Consider the following 17236-nt stretch of genomic DNA (forward strand, 5'->3'; position numbering starts at 1 on the left):
GTTCACGCGCTCCTCACCTTGGTCCGCAGCAGTCCCTCGGGTTTGACCAGCATGATCACGATCATCGCGAGGAAGACCAGGACCGGGCTCCAGGAGAGCCCGAAGTAGTAGGTGGTGACGGCTTCGAGCAGGCCGATGGCGTACGCGCCGGCGATGGTGCCCGCCAGGCTGCCGGCCCCGCCGAAGGCGAGCACCACGAAGGCCCGCAGCAGCGGGTCGCCGCCCATGCCCGGGGAGATGAACTGCATGCTGCCGAGCAGCGCCCCGGCCACGGTGGCCAGGCCGATCGCGACCACGACCACGAAGACGTAGACCCGGCGCGGTGCGATGCCGAGCAGCTGGGCGTGCTCGCGGTTCTGTTCCAGCGCCCGTACGGTCAGCCCGATGCCGGTGCGTTTGAGCACCAGGGCGAGCAGGCCCACCAGCAGCGGGGCGAGCAGGATCGTGACGAGCTGGCTGCCCTGGGCGACCGCCCCGGCGACCTCGACGCGCGCGCCGCCGAACGGCGGGAGCTGCTTGATCTCCGGACCCCAGATCAGCTGGGCGCCGCTCTGCAGCAGCATCGTGGCCGCCAGCGTGGCGACCATCACCAGCATGTCGCCTCCTGGCCGCCGGATGAACGGGCTGACCAGCAGGAACTCGTAGGCCAGTCCGATCAGCGCCATCGCCGCCACGGCGCCGAGCAGCGCCACCGCGACCGGTAGCCCGGTCGAGTCCAGCAGCGTCCAGGTCAGGTAGGCGCCGAACATCATCAGCGCGCCGTGCCCGAAGTTGAAGACCCGCAGCGTGGACCAGATCAGCGTCAGCCCCGCCGCCATGAGCATGTAGAGGCCGCCGAGGACGAGCGTGCTCGTCACGATGACACTAATGCCGTCCATCGGCGGTCCCTCCCAGGAAGAGCGACATCATCTCGTCGCGGCTGCGGCTGCCGTCCGAGGCGCCGCTGTCCACCACGTCGCCGTGCAGGACGACGTGGTAGCGGTCGGTCAGGTCGAGCACCAGGTCCATGTCGCCGTCGATCAGGACGACCGACGAGACCTCGGCCCGGACCCGCACGATGCACTCGCTCAGTTCGTGCTTGACCTTGGGTGACAGGCCCAGCGTGGGTTCGTCGAGGATCAGCAGCGTGGGCCGGGCCATCAGGCCCATGCCGAGGCTGGCCATCTGGCGTTCCCCGCCGCTGAGCGTGCCGGTGAGCTGCCGGCGCCGTTCCTTGAGCTTGGGAAAGACGGAGAACACCCGGTCGATCCCGTCCCGCCAGGTCGAGGAGTGGCCGCTGGAGGACGCGGAGAGCCGCAGCGCCTCCTCCACGGTGAGCTGCGGGAACAGCCGCGAGCCCTGCGGCACGTGGACGAGCCCGCGCCTGACCAGGCTGCCGGGGGACTCGCCCTTGGTGTCGCGTCCGGCGAAGGCGATCGTGCCGGAGGTGGCCCGGTGCAGGTTGGAGACGCAGCGCAGCAGGGTGGTCTTGCCGTGGCCGTTCGGCCCCAGCAGCCCGACCGCCTCGTTCTCCCCGACGCGCAGCGAGATGCCGCGCAACACCTTCGCCTGGCCGTAGCCGGCGGTGAGGTTCTGCACGGTCAGCAGATCGCTCATCGCGCGGCCCCCGGTCCCAGGTAGGCTTCGACGACCCTCGGGTCGGACAGCACCTCGGCGGGCCGGCCGGTCACGATGATCCGGCCGCTGTCGAGGACCGCCATCCGGTCGGCGAGCGCCTCCAGCACCGAGAGCACGTGCTCGATGATCACCATGGTGACGCCCGTGCCGCGCACACCGGCCAGCAGCCGGATCAGCGCGTCCTGGTCGGCCGGGTCGAGGCCGGCCGCGGGCTCGTCGAGCAGCAGCACCGAAGGGCCGCTGACCAGCGCACCGGCGATCATCAGGCGCTTGCGGTCGATCAGCGAGAGTCCGTCGGCCGGGCGGTTCGGGTCGCCGCCGAGTTCCACCGCGTCCAGCGCCTCCCGGCACCGGGCGGGGGCCCAGCGCCTGGCCTTGCCCGCGCCGCCGTACGCCGAGCCGATGCGGACGTTCTCCAGCACGCTCAGCGACTCGAAGACGGCCTCGGTCTGGAAGGTGCGCTTGAGACCGGCCTTGGCGATCCAGCGCGGCGAGCGGTTCTGGATCTCGTGGCCGTCGAAGATCACCTTTCCGGAGTCGGGGCGGATCGGGATGCCGGTGAGCAGGTTGAACAGCGTGCTCTTGCCCGCGCCGTTGGGGCCGGCCAGGCCGAAGACCTCGTCGCGCCTCACCGACATCGAGACGCCGTCGACGGCCCGCAGGCTGCCGAACGACTTGCCGACCTCGTGCGCGGCGAGGATGACCTGAGCGTTCACGACGCGGCCCGCCCCGGCCCGCGCCAGTCGCCCTGGGCGAGGAAACCGCCGTCGACCGGGAGCAGCACGCCGCTGACGAACGAGGCGTCCGGGGCGTTACCGTTCCCCGGCGGCTCCGCGGCGGTACGCGTGCCGCGTTCCACGTCGACGTCTGCGATCATGACCTGCGCCCCCTCCGCGCGCAGGCGGTGCGCGATGGCCGCGCCGATCCCGCCCGCCGCGCCTGTGACCAGGGCCCGTCGCCCGGTCAGAGTGCTCGCCATCGCGATATCTCCCTCAATCCGCTGGTAATCGTGGTGTCGGTGGGCCGGGTGGCTGGCTCGGCCGGCCTGTCTCATCCGCCGGGCAGACCCACCCCGTACGGCTTCATCCGGTCGACGCCGGGGGACCAGGCCCCGCCGCCGCGCCGCGCGATGCCGTTGGGCCGGGCGAAGTGCCAGGTGGTGGGCTCCTCGGCGACGACGAGGACGTCGAACCCGGCGGCGGAGAGGTCGGCCGAGGCCCCCGCGTCGCGCGGGTCCAGCCAGACGCGGTCGCCCTCGGCGTGGATCCTCGGCGCCGAGATCGCCTCCTGGAGGTCCGCGCCGTCACGCCAGCGGGCGGCGATCTGGGCGACGGCGGAGATGATCCGCCGCCCGCCCGAGGCGCCGAGCGTCGCCTCGGCGTTCCCGGGGCCGGTCAGTACGACGGGACTGACCGCGCTGAGCCCGGCCGCGCCCGGAGCGACACTGGTCACCCGGCCGGGACGGGGGTCGAAGTACATCATCCCGTCGTTCAGCACGATGCCGGTCTCCGGCTCCACCATGCGGGAGCCGAACAGGTCGAGCACCGTCTGGGTGAGCGAGACCGTCATGCCCTGGTCGTCGACCGCCGACATGTGCGAGGTGCATCCCGCCCTGGCGGAGCCGCCGGGAGGCGCGGGTGGCTGGTTCCGGCCCGCGATCCAGCGGGCCACCGTCTCGTCGGCGTACTCGGGGGAGGCGAGCCGGGCCCAGGGCGCGGGACTCTCCGATGAGGTGGTGACCTCACGCAGCCGGTCCTCGAACGCGTGGGACAGCACCCGTGCCCACAGCCGGGCCCCCGGATCCAGCCCGCGCCGCCGGGCGGCCTCGACCAGTTGCAGCGCCTCGATCACCGAGATCACCCCGGTGGCGTGCGGGCCGTACAGCCGTATCGGGCCGATCTCGACGGGAAGGACCTCGGACTCGTCGACGGTGTACCCGGCGAAGTCCTCCGCCGTCAGCAGCCCGCCGGCCTCGGTGACCGTCGTGGCGATCGCGTGGGCGGCCCGGCCCAGGTAGAACGCGTCGGCGCCGCCGGCGCCGATCTCACGGAGCACCCGGGCCAGCCGGGGTTGGACGAGCGGGTCGCCCGGCCCCTGGGACGGGCCGCGCAACGGCAGGCCGTCGGGCAGGAAGAGGTCGGCGGAGGAGGGGAAGGCCCGCAGCGTCCGGGCCTCGGCGCAGATCGCCGAGGAGGCGAACCAGTTGGTCTCGTGTCCGGCCTCGGCCAGTTCGATCGCCGGGGCGAGCACCTGGGGCAGCGGCAGACGGCCGAACCTGGCGTGCGCCCGGCACAGGGCGGCGACCGCTCCGGGGACGCCCACCGACAGCGGGCCGACGATGTTCGCGTCGTCGCGCACGGCCGGCCAGTTGTACAGGCCGGTGCCGGTCGCGGACGGCGCCGGCGGGAACATCCGCGGGTGCGCGAGGCCCGGGGCCCGGATCGGGCCGCACACGACGGTCGCGGCCGGGGTGTCCGGCTCGCGCACCACCAGCCACGCGCCGCCGCCGAGTCCGCTCATGTAGGGCTCGACCACTCCGGTGGCGAAGGCGGTGGCGACCGCCGCGTCCACGGCGCTGCCGCCGGCGCGCAGCATCGACGCCCCCGCGCGCGCCGCCCTCGGGTCGGGCGCGGTGACCATCCCGCCGGCTCCCCGGGCGGGTCCGGGCTCAGCCCTGCCAGGCATCGGCGATCTCGCTCAGCGTCGCGAACCAGACGTCGCCCGTCGCCAGCATCCGGTCGATCAGCGCCTCCAGGACGAGCAGGTGGTGGGCTCGGCCGATGGTCTGCGGGTGCATGGTGAGCACGTAGACCGCACCGGGCACCCGCTGGTGGGCGTAGTCGAAGATGGTGTTCCAGCGGTCTTCCATGTCACGGTGGGAACCCAGCGGGGAGACCCCGGCGACGTACTCCACCGAGGGCCAGTCGTCGAGATACCACGACACGGGGATCTCCACGATCCGGCTCTCCGGGCCGAACTCGCTGGCCGACTCGTAGTTCACCGTGACCCGCCGGGGCCGGTAGGGCTCGAACTCCCGGCCCATCAGCGAGCTGTCCCAGTCGAAGCCGAACTCCTCCAGCAGGCCCAGCGTGCTCTCGGAGAAGTCCCAGGCGGGCGAGCGGTAGCCACGGGGGCGGTGCCCGACGACCTGCTCGTGCTGGCGCAGCGCGACCTCCATGAGCCGGCGCTCCTCGTCGGGGCCCAGATCGGGCACGACCTCGTGGTAGCAGCCGTGCGCGGCGATCTCGTGCCCGGCCGCCAGGATCTGCTCGATGCGGTGCGGGAAGGTCACCAGGTCGTGGCCGGGGGTGGCCCAGGTCGCGGGCAGGTCGTTGCGGCCGAGCAGTTCCAGCAGCCGGGGCACCCCCTGCTCGGCGCCGAAGTCGCCACGCGAGAGGTAGGACGGCGAGGTGCGGCCCAGGGTGCCCATCCAGGGGGAGTGGGCGTCGAAGTCGAAGGTGAGCGCCACGGCCATCCGCTTGCCCTGCGGCAGCGCCAGGGGAGCCGAGGTCACTTCTTCATCCACGGCGGGAGCCGGAAGGAGCCCGACTTGTACTTCTCCGGGGCGATCAGCGTCCGCTTCTCGTCCTGGAACTGGAAGGACTGCAGCGGCACGTAGTCGTCGCCCTGCTTGGCCAGGTGGGTGGCCTGGTCGAACGCGATCCGCCCGGAGGCCCGCTCGCTGTCGCTCTTGCCGATGGCGGCGCCGATCGCCAGCGCGTCGTCGGGGTCACCGACCTCGCGCAGCGCGTCGGCGTAGATCATGGTCTCCACGTACGTCATCACGCCCTGCGGGTCGACGTCGTCGGTCCCGTACTCGGCCTTCCAGTCCTTCTGCAACTGCGCGGCCGGCGCGTAGTCGGGTGAGGGCACCATGCCCGCGAGGTTGTTGAACAGCACACCCTCGGCCTGCTGCTTGGTCAGCTCGAAGAACTGGGGCTGGTTGGGGCCGTACTGCATGAAGAGCAGGGAGTTGGTGGGCTTCTGCAGGAACTGCTGCAGGAAGCTGGCCTCGTTGGAGACCTGGTAGTCGGTGTTGACGATGAAGTCGGGGTCGGCGGAGCGGATCTTCCCGAGGACCGTGCCCCAGTCGTTGACCGTGCCGAACGGCACCTTCTCCTGGCCGGCGATGGTCCAGCCCTTGGCCTCGAACTGCTTGACCAGGCCGTCGGCGATGCTCTCGCTGTAGGGGTTGTCGGAGCGGACGATGAACGCGGACTTGCCGCGCGGCTTCCACAGCCCCTGCTCGGCCCAGGACTCGGCCAGGTCGACCGGCTCGGTGCCGTAGGCGTCGTAGTTGGGGGTGATCGACCAGACGGTGGGGTACTTCGCCGGGTCCTTCTCGATGATCTCCTGGGTCTGCGCGGTGTTGCCGCCGATCAGGTAGACCTTCTCCGCCGCGGCGAACTCGTCGATCTCGAAGTTGGACGTGGAGGCGTAGCCGGTGACGACCGCCTTCACCGACTCGTCGTCGGTGAGGGTCTGCACGCCCTTGGTCACCGCGTCGTTGGACTGGCTCTGCACGTCCGCGACCTTGAGCTTGAACGTGTATCCGTTGACGCCGCCGGCCGCGTTGAGCTGCTTGACGGCGAGCTCGGCCCCCTGCTTCATGCCCAGGCCGTCGGATGCCAGAGCTCCGGTCAGTGGGGCGAGCAGGCCGATCTGGATCTCCTTCGTGCCGGCCTCACCGCCGTTCTCCGCCGCTGAGGTGGAGGTGGACGAGGAGCACGCGGTGAGCGCCGCCAGGGCGCCCGTCACCGCGACGGCGGTGATCGCCCGGACTGGCGTCCGGGGACGGAGGAAGGGGGAACGGGCCACGGTGAAGCCTCTCTGCGTCTGCTGGACGAGGGGACGAACGCGTGCGAGACATGCCTGCTTTGCACCGTTCTGTCAGTTTCGACGATTGAAACGTACGTTGCATACTGCGGCAAAGACTAGGGCTGTAAAAGATTTGTTACTTAAACTCGATCCGTCCCGCCGCTCTGATCTCGTAAAACGTGGATCAGCTCGGCGGCAGGGCCGTCCCGGCCGGGAAGGGGTGCGCGTGCTCGAAGGCGGCGGTCGCCGACCCGGGGTCACACGCGTCCAGGTGCGCCACCGAGGCGGGAGTGGTCTCCTGCCGGGGCGACGCGTGTGACCTGGCCGTTCTTCCGGGCTGCCGGGTAACACGCATGCTAAGTTTCATTCCGTCGCCTTGACCATACATGTGAATCGTATGTTTCACTTAGGGCGGCCGGGACGCGAGGTGCGGACCGGACTGGGAGGAGAGAGCCGATGACGACAGGGACCGCCTTCGTGGCGACCTGTGACCTCGCGGCCCAGGTGCGCGGCCGGGCGACCCCGGCGGCGCGGCTGGAGCAGACGTTGCGCACCGGGGTGGGATGGGTCCCCGCCAACCTGGCGCTGACCTGTTTCGGCCAGCTGGTCGACGACAACGTCTTCGGCTCGGTGGGCGACCTGAGGCTGCTTCCCGACCCCGCGACGGCCGTCGACCTGCCGGACGACGGCCCGGTGCCGGGCACCCGGCTCTACCTCGCCGACCAGGTCGGCCTGGACGGCAGCCCCTGGCCCGGCTGCCCGCGTGGCTTCCTCGCCCGCGCGCTGGAGGACCTGAAGGAGATCGCGGGCCTGGAGATCAACGTCTCCTTCGAGCACGAGTTCATGCTCGGCGGCCAGGCGGAGGCGCCGCCCTTCTCCTTCCAGCGGCTGCGCGGCGTCGAGCCGTTCGGCACCGACCTGGTCGCGCTGCTGGAGGAGGCCGGGCTGGAACCGGAGAGCTGGCTTCCCGAGTACGGGGACGGCCAGTTCGAGATCACCCTGCGTCCCGCCCCCGGCATGGTCGCCGCCGACCGGGCGGTCCTGCTGCGCGAACTCGTCCGCGACCTCGCCCGCAGACGCGGGCACCCGGTCACCTTCGTCCCGCTGGCCGACCCCGCGGGCGTCGGCAACGGCGTCCATGTGCACTTCTCGCTCCGCGAGGCCGGTGGCGCCCCGGTGATGTTCGACGCCGAAGCCCCCGGCAGGCTCTCCTCGACCGCGGCCAGGTTCGCGGCCGGGATCCTGCGACACGCCGGCGCGGTGGTGGCCGTCACGGCTCCCAGCGTCGGCTCCCACCTCAGGCTCACTCCGCACCGGTGGAGCGCCGGCGGGGTCTTCCTCGCCGAGCGCAACCGCGAGGCGCTGCTGCGCATCGCGCCGACCGTCGAGATCGGGAACGCCGACCCCGCGGACCAGCTCCACCTGGAGTATCGGGCCGCGGACGCCACCGCCAACCCGTGGCTGGTGCTCGGTGTCCTGATCCGCGCGGGCCTCGCGGGACTGGCCGGTGCCGAGGACGCCCGGGTGTGGCCGGAGAGCTCGGCCGAGGCCGACCTGGCGGGAGAGCCCGCGCTTCCCGGTTCCCTGCCCGAGGCGCTCGCCGCGCTGGAGGCCGACGAGGTCGCCCGCGGCTGGTTCCCCCACGAACTGCTGCACACCTTCCTCGCCGTGCGCCGGGGCGAACTGGCCCACGTCGCGGGACTGCCCGACCACGAGCTCTGCCGGAAGGTCGCCGATGTCTACTGAGAGCTCCCCGGCGGGCGCGGCCGGCGGTCTGGAGAGCGTGCTCGCCACCCTGCCCCTGGTCGACCACCATGTGCACGGAGCCTCCTCCGGAGACCTCGGCCGCGGTGAGTTCGAGACGCTGGTGACCGAGTCCGACCGGCCGATCCCGGCGTTCATGACCCAGTTCGACTCCCAGCTCGGCTTCGCGATCCGCCGCTGGTGCGCGCCGGTCCTCGGCCTGCCCGCCCACGCCGCACCGGAGGACTACCTGGCGCGCCGTACCGAACTCGGCGCCGCCGAGGTGAACCGGCGGCTGCTGGCCGCCAGCGGTATCGGACGCTTCCTGCTGGAGACCGGTTACCGGGGCGACGACGTCCTGGACCCGGCCGGGATGGCGGAGGCGTCGGGGCGGCCCGCGCACGAGGTGGTCCGCATCGAGCGGGTGCTGGAGCAGGTGGCGGCCTCGGGGGTCTCGGCCGCGGAGCTGCCGGGCCGGTTCCGCGAGGAACTCCAGCGCCGCACCGCCGACGCCGTCGGTCTCAAGAGCATCGTCGCCTACCGGCACGGCTTCGCCTTCGACCCGGCGCCGCCCGGGGAGCGGGAGGTCGCCCTCGCGGCGGACCGCTGGCTGTCCGCCGGTGAGGAGAGCGGCCACTGGCGGGTGGACGACCCGGTGCTGCTCCGCTTCGGGCTCTGGGCGGGGGTGGAGCGCGGGCTGCCGCTGCAACTACACGCCGGTTACGGGGACCCCGACGTGGAACTGCACATGTGCGACCCGCTGCTGCTCACCCGCTGGCTGAAGCTCGTCGAGCCGCACGGCGTGGACGTCCTGCTGCTGCACTGCTATCCCTACCATCGCAACGCCGGTTATCTCGCGCAGGTCTTCCCGCACGTCTACTTCGACGTCGGTCTCGGCGTCAACTACACCGGCAGCCGGTCGGACGCGCTGATCGCCGAGTCACTGGAACTCGCGCCGTTCGCCAAGATCCTGTTCTCGTCGGACGCCTGGGGCCCCGCGGAACTGCACATGCTGGGGGCCCACCTGTTCCGCCGCGGACTCGGCCGGGCACTGCGCGGGTGGGTCGACGCCGGCGAGTGGGCCGAGGAGGAGGCGGTCCGGGTGGCCACCATGATCGGTGTCGGCAACGCCCTGCGCGTCTACGGTCTGGAACCGGCCGAATGATCGAGTCTGTCGCCCGCGGCCCGGCCGCCGGTTCCGTCGCGGCCAGGCTCCGGTCGGCGCTGGAGCGGCGGCTGCCCGCCGCGACGGAGCTACGCCGCCGACTGCACGCACTCCCCGACCTGTCGGGGGAGGAGGGGCCGACCCGCGACCTGATCCTGGCCGAGCTGCCGGGACACCCGGTGGAGGCGGTGGCCGGTACGGGCGCGCTGGTGCGCGTCGGCGGTCCAGGGCCGGCGGTCGCCGTGCGGGCCGAACTCGACGCGCTCGCGGTCACCGAACGGACCGGCGTCGGCTGGGCGTCCACGAGGCCGGGCCGCATGCACGCCTGCGGGCACGACGTGCACCTCGCCGCCCTGGTGGCGCTCTGCCACGCGGTCGGTGAGACCGTCGGCACGCCCCCGCTGATCGCGATGCTCCAGCCACGCGAGGAGACCTATCCCTCCGGCGCCCACGACATCGCCCGGTCGCCGGCACTGGCGGAACACCGGATCACCGCCGTCATCGGCGCACACGTCCAGCCCACCCTGCCGCGCGGCGAGGTCGCGGCCACCCCGGGTACGGTGAACGCCGCCGCCGACGAGTTCACGGTCGTGGTCAGGGGCCGCGGCGGGCACGCCGCCTACCCGCACCTGACCAGGGATCCGGTACTCGCGCTCGCCCACGTCGTCGTCGCCCTGCAGCAGGTGGTCAGCCGTGACGTCGACCCGACCAACTCGGCGGTCCTCGGCGTCTCCACACTGGCGGCCGGCAGCGCGGCCAACGTCGTCCCCGACGAGGCCACGGCCGGCGGTACGGTCAGGGCGCTGAGCGAGCACATCCGCGACCAGGTGCACGCCCGGCTGGAGGAGGTCGCGGACCTGGTCGCGCGGGCCCACGGCTGCGAGGCCAAGGTGAGCATCACCCGGGGCGAGCCGGTCCTGCGCAACGACCCCGGGCTCGCCACCCGCGCAGGTGCCCATCTGGACCACCTCGGCCTCGCGCTCTCGCGGCCGCTGCTCTCCTTCGGCGCCGACGACTTCTCCTACCTCTCCGCCATGCTGCCCGGCCTGATGATGTTCGTCGGGGTCGGTGACGGCACGGACGTGCGCATGCACAGCGCCGGCTTCCTGCCCGGCGACGGCGCGGTGCGCGATGTCGCGCTGGCCATGCTGGCGGGATACCTCGCGGCGGCGGAGACGACGTAGTCGCGAGGGGCGCTCAGCCGCCGGTGGCGTGTTCCCAGTAGGGGTCGCGGTAGAGGGTGACCGAGGTGCCGCGAAGCAGCTCGTCGGGGGCGGAGACGAGCACGAGCTCGCCCTTCGCCTCCAGTCCGCGCAGGATGTCGCGGACCCGGGGGCCGACCGGCAGACGGCCCACCGGGAGGTGAAGGGTGTCGCGGACCAGGTCGGCCACCTGCGAGAGCCGGAACGGCTCGGTGAGACCGGAGATCAGGCCGCGGACGATCTCGACGGTGATCACACTTTCGGCCTCGAGGTGGGCGAGCTGCCAGGTCAGCTGAACCGTGCGCCGGCCGGTTCCGGCGCAGGCGGTGCACGGCTGGGAGAAGCCGGGCACGATGTCCTCGACGGTGGTGCCCAGGCAGGTGGTGCACTGGTCTGTCTCCGAGGCGTGCGACTCGGCCGCCGCCCGGTCGGGCAGCCGGGTGCCGCACACGCACAGATAGATCCGGAACCCGCCGCTCACCACGACGAGGTCGTCGGCGTCGTCGGGGACCTCTTCCCACAGGGCGGTGATCGTGTGCATTCTCATCGTCGTGCGACTCTACCCATTTCCCGGCGATCCCGGTCCCGTCACCTCAGCATGACCGGGACCAGCCTCATCGGGGCGTTCCACAGCCATTCCTCGGTGATGTAGGTGGAGGTGAGCAGCGTCATCAGGCCGAGGGTCCGCTCGGTGGCGGTGGAGGGGTGGGCGCCGCAGTCGCCGAAGCGGCACATCCACAGCTCGACCATGCTGTCGTCGGAGAGCTGCTCGTGGACCGAGGGCCGTCCCGCGGGAAACCCGTCCCGCCAGATGTCGACCGACGGGCTGGTGGACGGGAACGCCCCGGCCAGCACCCCGCCGCCCGAGGTGACCGCCCGCCCGACCTCGTCGCGAACCGGCAGGATGCCACCGGACTGGAAGAGCACCACTCCTCCCCCCGGAGGGCTGGCCACGCGCAGGACCTCCACGGGGGAGGCCTGCTCCGCGCCCCACAGCTCACCGATCCCCATCGGCGGGCACGACTCCGGCGCGACGCCCAGGCGGCGGATGACCTCGTCCTCGGGCACCTCGCCGACGAAGGCCAGGCACAGTTCCTCGTTGTAGTCCTCGTACGAGAACATCATCGCGTCGACGGTGTCCTGGAGTTCGCGGAACCGGGGGCTCACGCTGGGCGCCCCGGGCAGGTGGGCGAACAGGTCGGCCATCTCGGTGAAGAGGGCCTGGACGCCGGGGGAGCGGCCCGCGATGCACGGCCGCCAGGGGTCGGCGCCCGCGGCGAGCAGGATTCGTACGGCGTCCTCCCAGCCGTGGCGGACGGCCTCCCACAGCGGGGTGGCGCCGTCGGTGTCGACGGGGTCGACCTCCGCGCCCGACGCGAGCAGCAGCTCGATCACCTGGGTGGCGCCCTCCTGGGCGGCCTGGTGCAGGGGGGTCGTGCGCAGCCACGGCAGTCGTCGGCCGGGGTCGAACCCGTCCGCCAGCCGCTGGCGGATCTGCGCCAGGTTGGTGTCACGCCACGCGTCGACGTCCTCGGCCCATTCGTCTTCGCCCACTTTTATCCCATCTTGTTGTGCTGAGCGGATCCAACCAGGTCCGTACGACACTTCTCGGCGAGGGTCCGTCGCGAGAGGCGGTCGGCGGCGCGGGTGGTCTCGGGGAGGCGGTAGCGGGGCGTCAGGTTCAGCACGTTGTGGCAGGCGGTGTCGAGGTCGACGCGGTGACCGGTGGAGACGAAGACGGGTTTGACCCCGTCCCGGGTGCGCAGCACGCGGCCGACGACGTCGCCGTCCAGCGTCAGGTCGCTCCACGCGCCCCGCTCGGGCGCGGGTTCGGGGTAGGTGCCGACGAAGGCGGTCTTGCCGACTCCGATCGAGGGCAGTCCGGTGAGCACCCCGAGGTGGCAGGCGAGACCGAAGCGGCGCGGGTGCGCCAGGCCGTATCCGTCGCAGACGACCAGGTCGGGGGGTGCGGACAGCCGTGCGAGGGCGTCCAGCAGCGCGGGGACCTCGCGGAAGGCGAGCAGTCCGGGGACGTAGTCGAAGGTCACCTTGCCGGTGACGGCGACCTCTTCGACGATCTCCAGTGTCGTTCCGTCCAGGACGGTCACCGCCGCCGCGAGCCGGTCCCTGTCGTAGGCGACGTCCACTCCCGCGATCCTCGCGGGCCGGCGGGGTCCGGGACCGGCCAGGTCGAGCAGTGCCCTGAGCTCGTCCTGGATGGCCTCGGCCTCCGTGACAGTGCGCGGCATTTGTACCTTCATGACTCCATGATCGCTACTTTTATAGTATGACGTCATATTTCGGTACTGTTCATCGGGTTCTTCGGTGACCGGTGACGTCACCGCGGGAATTCGGGGAAGGGACTGTCCATGTCGGTGCTCGTGGCGTTCAGCGTGACCCCCATCGGGGTGGGGGAGGATGTCGGCGAACTCGTCTCCGAGGCGGTGCGCGTCGTCCGGGCCTCCGGCCTGCCCAACAGGACCGACGCCATGTTCACCACGGTCGAGGGCGAGACGTGGGACGAGGTCATGACCGTGGTGCGGGACGCCGTCGCGGCGGTCGAGGCCCGCGCCGGACGGGTCAGCCTCGTCCTCAAGGCGGACATCCGCGAGGGGCAGGGCGGCCGCCTGGAGACCAAGGTCGCCACCGTCGAACGGCATCTCGCCCCGTAACGCCCCGGCGCCCGAGGACGGTGGTCCACCTCGTGATGCCACGCGCCGGTCGGCGCGTGCCCGCTCCTCGAAGAGATCGTGACGCCTTTCGCGGCCGGAGACGTGGACGCCGTCGCGGGTGCCGTCAGGTGCTGTTTCGTGCCTCGGACGGTCTCTCCCGCCCGCGTGTTCCCGGATTCCGCGAGGGCCGGGCTCGCCCGGAGCGTAAGGGGAATGCCCGCGGAGTCGAGATCGTTCTTGAGGCACGGGCGACTTCAGGAGCGTGAAACCGCATGGCGGGCAGCAGATCGATCGGGCGTCTCCTCGCGGGCGGGCTGGCGCTGGCCGCCGCCGGGTGGGCGCTGAAGGACATCCCCGCGGAGCTCGGCGGCAGGGCCGAGGGGGAGCGGCTGGAGCGGATGCGCCGCTCGCCGCAGTTCCACGACGGCGTCTTCCGTAACTCCATGCCCGGAGGATTCGTCCCCTCCGCGCAGAGCACCCGAGAGGTCGTCCGGAACATGGTGCGCAACCGCGAGGAGCGCCGCCCGGCCGTACCGGTCCCCGTGGTGACCTCCCCGCTGGGCGGGCCGTCCCCGGCGGGGCTGAGCGTCATCTGGTACGGCCACGCCACCGCGCTGCTGGAGATCGAGGGGCGCCGCGTGCTCGTCGACCCGGTGTGGAGCAGGCGCGCCTCGCCCTCCCAGCTGGTCGGCCCGCGCCGTCTGCACCCGGTGCCCGGACCGCTGGCGGGCCTTCCGCCGCTCGACGCGATCGTCATCTCGCACGACCACTACGACCACCTCGACCGCGCGACGGTCCGCGGGCTCACCGCGCTGCAGGCCGCCCCGTTTCTGGTGCCGCTGGGCATCGGCGCGCATCTGGAGCGGTGGGGCGTGCCCGCCTCACGGATCATCGAGCTCGACTGGGAGGAGGAGGCGGACGTCGCGGGCCTGCGGTTCGTCGCCACCGCCGCCCGCCACTTCTCCGGCCGCACCCTCAACCGGAACGTCACCCTGTGGGGCTCCTGGGTGATCGCGGCCGGAGAGAAGAAGGTCTTCTACGCGGGCGACTCCGGATACTTCGACGGCTACGCGAGGATCGGCGCCGCGCACGGCCCGTTCGACCTCACGCTCATGCCGATCGGCGCCTACAACGCCGCCTGGCCCGACATCCACATGGATCCCGAGGAGGCGGTCAACGCCCACCTCGACCTGGGCGGCGGGCTGCTCCTGCCGGTCCACTGGGCGACCTTCGCCCTCGCCACGCACCCGTGGGCCGAGCCGGTCGACCGCCTGTGGCGCGAGGCCAAGGCCCGCGACGTCCGCATCACCGTTCCCCGCCCGGGCGAGCGCGTCGACACCACCGAGGTGCCCATGCTGGAGAGCTGGTGGGAGGTGTCGTACGGCGCCGAGACGTCCCGCACGCCCGGCCGGGTGCCGAACTCCCCTCCCCGAGGCTCCGACCCCAGGCTCTGATCCTTCGGGAAGGAGCCACCCGGGTGAGCCCTCCGACCACGGAGAGGGCGGCGGGGGTCTCGGCCGGTCGCCAGGGCGGGACGACCCGTCACAGCGCGGCCTGCCTGGTGCGCGCGAGGTAGTCCTCCACGCGCCGCCGGTCGGGTTCGGCGGGCAGCACGCCACCGCCGCGAAATCTCGCCGTCAGCTCGGAGCGCCAGCGTTCGACCTCCTGCCAGGGGAGCTCTCCCCTGCGTACGGCGAGCAGCCGGTCGCGGTGGGCGTCCATCCGCACCAGCGGCTCGCCGTGGCGGGCCAGGTGCAGGCCGCTGAGCAGCAGGCGGATCATGTGCATCGCCTGCTTCCACCTGGGACGCCCGGGGTCCAGGCGGCGGAACTGGGCGTCGGCGTATCCCACGAAGGTCCGGTTGGCGCGTTCGGACAGGAAGGCGTCCCGGATGGCGAGCAGTTCCTCGCCCGCCGGGGTGATGCGCTCGACCATCGGCGACCACAGGCACTCCAGGATCGTCGGGTTGGCCTCCAGCGCGAGAGCGCAGAACCGCTCGACCTCCCACGAGAACTGCTCGGGCAGCGGTCCTTCGACGTGCGTGGGCGGCTTGGCCAGCCGCCAGAACAGCCGGGTCGGCGCCACGAAGACTCCGCGCCGGTCGATGTCCGACTCCTCGGTCTCCAGCCCGTACGCTCGCGAGCCGACCACCACCGACAAGACCAGGTGATCCGGGACGTACCGTTCATCCATCCGCACAGCCTGTCAGTGCCGCTCCCGGCTCGGGTACAGGTTTTCGCCCGCGGGACGGGGAGGAAGGCGGCCGGGCGGGACCTCACCGGGAGACGTTCGCCGACACCCTCACCGTCAGTACAGGTTCTCGCGGGCGTCGGCCTTCAGGTCGTCGTCGATCAGCTTGGCCGACCACTCCAGGTTCAGCTGGTCCTTGAGGATCCGGCCGAGTGTGGGCAGCGACTCGCGCTCCGGCCACCGCTCCGGCTGCCAGAGCGCCGAGCGCCGGAAGGCCTTGGAGCAGTGGAAGAAGCACTCGCGCACCTCGACGCTCACCGCCAGCGTGGGGAGCCTGCCCTTCACCCGCAGGCGCTCCATGTACGGGGCCTGGCTGACCACCTGTGCCCGCCCGTTGACGCGCAGGGTCTCCTCGGTGCCGGGCACCACGAACAGCAGGCCGACGTTCGGGTTGGCGACGATGTTGCGCAGGCTGTCGACCCGGCGGTTGCCGGGCCGGTCGGGGATCACCAGCGTGTGGTCGTCGAGGACGAGGACGCCGCCCGGCTCCTCGCCGCGCGGGGAGACGTCACAGGTGCCGTCGGGGGCCGAGGTCGCGAGCAGGACGAACGGCGAGGCGGCGATGAAGTCGCGGGCGTGTTCGTCGAGGTGGCCGATGTCCTTGCGCAGGACGACGTCCGTGGCCTCCCCGGTGATCCGGCGCAGCTCTTCTTCTGAGGTGACCGTGACGATCTGGCCGGTCTCGCCGGTCGCACCGGTGTCGAGGGAAGTCATGAGGTAAGGCTAGCCTTGTCGGTAATCATGGCTCAATGCTCCCTGGGGCGTCTCCGGTCCTGCCGGTGGGCGCGGGGAGCGACCTTCGATCCAGGGCTCGGCGGGACGGATCCCGCCGAAGTCCCCGGCCGCCCGGTGGCGGGCCGGATCTCGCGGTCAGGCGGCGAGGGCGGCGTGCATCTCCCAGACCAGGATCTCGGCCGGGTCGGTCGCGGTGACGCGCTGGCCGCCGGTGGCGGTGAAGCGGACGGCGTCGCCCTCGGCGAGGTGCCCGGCCCCCTCCAGGTCGACGGTGCCGCGCGGGACGAACAGGTGCAGGAACGGCGCCTCGGGCAGTTGCACGCTCTGGCCCGGCTGGAGCCTGGCCACGTGCAGCGCGGCGTACCTGTTGTTGATCCGGATGGCGCTGCGGCCCTCGTCTCTGGCCATGCCGGACGCGACCGGGACCAGGGTGCCGCCGAGCAGTTCGGAGTCGATCTCCAGCTGCTCGTACCCGGGGGCGAGTCCACCCTCGTCGGGAACCACCCACATCTGGACGAAGTGCACCGGGTCGGTGTGCTGCTCGCCCTGGAGCCGCCACGAGTCGTTCTTCTCCGAGTGGAGGATGCCCGTCCCCGCGCTCATCCGCTGGGCCAGTCCCGGATAGATCACCCCGGAGTGGCCCTCGGAGTCCTGGTGGACGAGGGATCCGCGCATCACCCAGGTGACGATCTCCATGTCCCGGTGGGGGTGGGTGTCGAAGCCGGTGCCCGGCTTGACGATGTCGTCGTTGTTGACGAGCAGCACACCGTGGTGGGTGTTGGAAAGGTCCTGGTGGCGGCCGAAGGAGAAGGAGTGCTTCGAGTCCAGCCACGGGATCTTGGTGGCGTAGCGCTCGTCGGACCTGCGGATGTCGACGTTCATGTCTGGTGGTCCTCTCATCCCGTTTGTTGAAACTTAAACTAGAGAGCCGCGTGAAATGTTCCGCACATCTCCGGGTCGGGCAGATCTTGCTTACCGATCCGAATATGATGTGTGACGATTTATCACCACGCGGGCCGCGGGTGACCCTACTT

19 protein-coding genes are annotated in these 17236 nt (G+C 71.7%); 5 read left to right on the forward strand and 14 right to left on the reverse strand.

Features of this window, described 5'->3' with window-relative positions; all coding sequences use genetic code 11:
- Nucleotides 1-2: 2 nt before the first annotated feature.
- The 8 genes from ABT352_RS30455 to ABT352_RS30490 form a co-directional block, all read right to left on the reverse strand.
- On the reverse strand, nucleotides 3-878 hold the full coding sequence (locus ABT352_RS30455; RefSeq protein WP_350948406.1) for a branched-chain amino acid ABC transporter permease: 876 nt from the start codon (nucleotides 876-878) through the stop codon (nucleotides 3-5).
- Nucleotides 865-1596: an ABC transporter ATP-binding protein gene (locus ABT352_RS30460; RefSeq protein ID WP_350948407.1), complete on the reverse strand. Its 732-nt coding sequence runs from the start codon at nucleotides 1594-1596 to the stop codon at nucleotides 865-867. The genes ABT352_RS30455 and ABT352_RS30460 overlap by 14 nt, the downstream gene beginning before the upstream one ends.
- Nucleotides 1593-2333, reverse strand: a complete 741-nt coding sequence (locus ABT352_RS30465; protein ID WP_350948408.1) for an ABC transporter ATP-binding protein — start codon at nucleotides 2331-2333, stop codon at nucleotides 1593-1595. Before ABT352_RS30465 ends, ABT352_RS30460 begins: the two co-directional genes overlap by 4 nt.
- Complete coding sequence (locus ABT352_RS30470; RefSeq protein ID WP_350948409.1) at nucleotides 2330-2596, reverse strand: SDR family NAD(P)-dependent oxidoreductase; 267 nt, start codon at nucleotides 2594-2596, stop codon at nucleotides 2330-2332. The genes ABT352_RS30465 and ABT352_RS30470 overlap by 4 nt, the downstream gene beginning before the upstream one ends.
- A gap of 71 nt (nucleotides 2597-2667) precedes the next feature.
- Nucleotides 2668-4257: a gamma-glutamyltransferase family protein gene (locus ABT352_RS30475; RefSeq protein ID WP_350948410.1), complete on the reverse strand. Its 1590-nt coding sequence runs from the start codon at nucleotides 4255-4257 to the stop codon at nucleotides 2668-2670.
- Nucleotides 4258-4285: 28 nt separating this feature from the next.
- Nucleotides 4286-5131, reverse strand: a complete 846-nt coding sequence (locus tag ABT352_RS30480; protein ID WP_350948411.1) for a polysaccharide deacetylase family protein — start codon at nucleotides 5129-5131, stop codon at nucleotides 4286-4288.
- Complete coding sequence (locus tag ABT352_RS30485) at nucleotides 5128-6435, reverse strand: ABC transporter substrate-binding protein (RefSeq protein WP_350948412.1); 1308 nt, start codon at nucleotides 6433-6435, stop codon at nucleotides 5128-5130. The genes ABT352_RS30480 and ABT352_RS30485 overlap by 4 nt, the downstream gene beginning before the upstream one ends.
- A gap of 184 nt (nucleotides 6436-6619) precedes the next feature.
- Nucleotides 6620-6790 (reverse strand): hypothetical protein, encoded by a 171-nt coding sequence (locus ABT352_RS30490; RefSeq protein ID WP_350948413.1) that lies wholly within the window; start codon nucleotides 6788-6790, stop codon nucleotides 6620-6622.
- A 101-nt stretch (nucleotides 6791-6891) separates the two neighbouring features.
- Between ABT352_RS30490 and ABT352_RS30495 the strand changes: the two genes are divergently transcribed.
- The 3 genes from ABT352_RS30495 to ABT352_RS30505 are packed head-to-tail and all read left to right on the forward strand — an operon-like array spanning nucleotide 6892 to nucleotide 10527.
- Nucleotides 6892-8181 (forward strand): type I glutamate--ammonia ligase, encoded by a 1290-nt coding sequence (locus ABT352_RS30495; protein ID WP_350948414.1) that lies wholly within the window; start codon nucleotides 6892-6894, stop codon nucleotides 8179-8181.
- Nucleotides 8171-9343, forward strand: a complete 1173-nt coding sequence (locus ABT352_RS30500) for an amidohydrolase family protein (protein ID WP_350948415.1) — start codon at nucleotides 8171-8173, stop codon at nucleotides 9341-9343. Before ABT352_RS30495 ends, ABT352_RS30500 begins: the two co-directional genes overlap by 11 nt.
- Nucleotides 9340-10527, forward strand: a complete 1188-nt coding sequence (locus ABT352_RS30505; RefSeq protein WP_350948416.1) for a M20 metallopeptidase family protein — start codon at nucleotides 9340-9342, stop codon at nucleotides 10525-10527. Before ABT352_RS30500 ends, ABT352_RS30505 begins: the two co-directional genes overlap by 4 nt.
- 13 nt (nucleotides 10528-10540) lie before the next feature.
- On the opposite strand, the gene ABT352_RS30510 is transcribed toward ABT352_RS30505, so the two are convergent.
- From ABT352_RS30510 to ABT352_RS30520, 3 genes are read right to left on the reverse strand one after another with little or no spacing between them, the layout of a single operon-like run.
- Nucleotides 10541-11092 (reverse strand): hypothetical protein, encoded by a 552-nt coding sequence (locus ABT352_RS30510; RefSeq protein WP_350948417.1) that lies wholly within the window; start codon nucleotides 11090-11092, stop codon nucleotides 10541-10543.
- Nucleotides 11093-11133: 41 nt separating this feature from the next.
- Nucleotides 11134-12099, reverse strand: a complete 966-nt coding sequence (locus ABT352_RS30515) for an ankyrin repeat domain-containing protein (protein WP_350948418.1) — start codon at nucleotides 12097-12099, stop codon at nucleotides 11134-11136.
- A gap of 2 nt (nucleotides 12100-12101) precedes the next feature.
- On the reverse strand, nucleotides 12102-12794 hold the full coding sequence (locus ABT352_RS30520) for an endonuclease V (protein ID WP_502992905.1): 693 nt from the start codon (nucleotides 12792-12794) through the stop codon (nucleotides 12102-12104).
- 120 nt (nucleotides 12795-12914) lie between these two features.
- Between ABT352_RS30520 and ABT352_RS30525 the strand changes: the two genes are divergently transcribed.
- Both ABT352_RS30525 and ABT352_RS30530 read left to right on the forward strand, forming a co-directional pair.
- Nucleotides 12915-13217, forward strand: a complete 303-nt coding sequence (locus ABT352_RS30525) for a thiamine-binding protein (protein ID WP_502992906.1) — start codon at nucleotides 12915-12917, stop codon at nucleotides 13215-13217.
- 272 nt (nucleotides 13218-13489) lie between these two features.
- Entirely contained in the window at nucleotides 13490-14671 is a 1182-nt protein-coding gene (locus ABT352_RS30530; RefSeq protein WP_350948420.1) for an MBL fold metallo-hydrolase, read from the forward strand.
- Between the two features lie 88 nt (nucleotides 14672-14759).
- Here the strand turns inward: ABT352_RS30530 and ABT352_RS30535 are convergent, their stop codons facing one another.
- The 3 genes from ABT352_RS30535 to ABT352_RS30545 form a co-directional block, all read right to left on the reverse strand.
- Complete coding sequence (locus tag ABT352_RS30535) at nucleotides 14760-15410, reverse strand: nucleotidyltransferase domain-containing protein (RefSeq protein WP_350948421.1); 651 nt, start codon at nucleotides 15408-15410, stop codon at nucleotides 14760-14762.
- 114 nt (nucleotides 15411-15524) lie between these two features.
- On the reverse strand, nucleotides 15525-16181 hold the full coding sequence (locus ABT352_RS30540) for a pyridoxamine 5'-phosphate oxidase family protein (RefSeq protein WP_350948422.1): 657 nt from the start codon (nucleotides 16179-16181) through the stop codon (nucleotides 15525-15527).
- 156 nt (nucleotides 16182-16337) lie between these two features.
- Nucleotides 16338-17084 (reverse strand): pirin family protein, encoded by a 747-nt coding sequence (locus ABT352_RS30545; protein ID WP_350948423.1) that lies wholly within the window; start codon nucleotides 17082-17084, stop codon nucleotides 16338-16340.
- Nucleotides 17085-17236 lie beyond the last annotated feature (152 nt).

The sequence above is a fragment of the Streptosporangium sp. NPDC000563 genome (genome assembly GCF_040299985.1).
Lineage (GTDB): Bacteria > Actinomycetota > Actinomycetes > Streptosporangiales > Streptosporangiaceae > Streptosporangium.

Excerpts from the sequence above, each read along its gene's own strand:
- ABT352_RS30535 (WP_350948421.1), bottom strand. The coding sequence starts at position 15,410 with ATGGATGAACGGTACGTCCCGGATCACCTGGTCTTGTCGGTGGTGGTC.
- ABT352_RS30455 (WP_350948406.1), bottom strand. The coding sequence starts at position 878 with ATGGACGGCATTAGTGTCATCGTGACGAGCACGCTCGTCCTCGGCGGC.
- ABT352_RS30540 (WP_350948422.1), bottom strand. The coding sequence starts at position 16,181 with ATGACTTCCCTCGACACCGGTGCGACCGGCGAGACCGGCCAGATCGTC.
- ABT352_RS30475 (WP_350948410.1), bottom strand. The coding sequence starts at position 4,257 with ATGGTCACCGCGCCCGACCCGAGGGCGGCGCGCGCGGGGGCGTCGATG.
- ABT352_RS30460 (WP_350948407.1), bottom strand. The coding sequence starts at position 1,596 with ATGAGCGATCTGCTGACCGTGCAGAACCTCACCGCCGGCTACGGCCAG.
- ABT352_RS30520 (WP_502992905.1), bottom strand. The coding sequence starts at position 12,794 with ATGCCGCGCACTGTCACGGAGGCCGAGGCCATCCAGGACGAGCTCAGG.
- ABT352_RS30500 (WP_350948415.1), top strand. The coding sequence starts at position 8,171 with ATGTCTACTGAGAGCTCCCCGGCGGGCGCGGCCGGCGGTCTGGAGAGC.
- ABT352_RS30525 (WP_502992906.1), top strand. The coding sequence starts at position 12,915 with ATGTCGGTGCTCGTGGCGTTCAGCGTGACCCCCATCGGGGTGGGGGAG.
- ABT352_RS30545 (WP_350948423.1), bottom strand. The coding sequence starts at position 17,084 with ATGAACGTCGACATCCGCAGGTCCGACGAGCGCTACGCCACCAAGATC.
- ABT352_RS30510 (WP_350948417.1), bottom strand. The coding sequence starts at position 11,092 with ATGAGAATGCACACGATCACCGCCCTGTGGGAAGAGGTCCCCGACGAC.
- ABT352_RS30505 (WP_350948416.1), top strand. The coding sequence starts at position 9,340 with ATGATCGAGTCTGTCGCCCGCGGCCCGGCCGCCGGTTCCGTCGCGGCC.
- ABT352_RS30495 (WP_350948414.1), top strand. The coding sequence starts at position 6,892 with ATGACGACAGGGACCGCCTTCGTGGCGACCTGTGACCTCGCGGCCCAG.
- ABT352_RS30530 (WP_350948420.1), top strand. The coding sequence starts at position 13,490 with ATGGCGGGCAGCAGATCGATCGGGCGTCTCCTCGCGGGCGGGCTGGCG.
- ABT352_RS30470 (WP_350948409.1), bottom strand. The coding sequence starts at position 2,596 with ATGGCGAGCACTCTGACCGGGCGACGGGCCCTGGTCACAGGCGCGGCG.
- ABT352_RS30490 (WP_350948413.1), bottom strand. The coding sequence starts at position 6,790 with ATGCGTGTTACCCGGCAGCCCGGAAGAACGGCCAGGTCACACGCGTCG.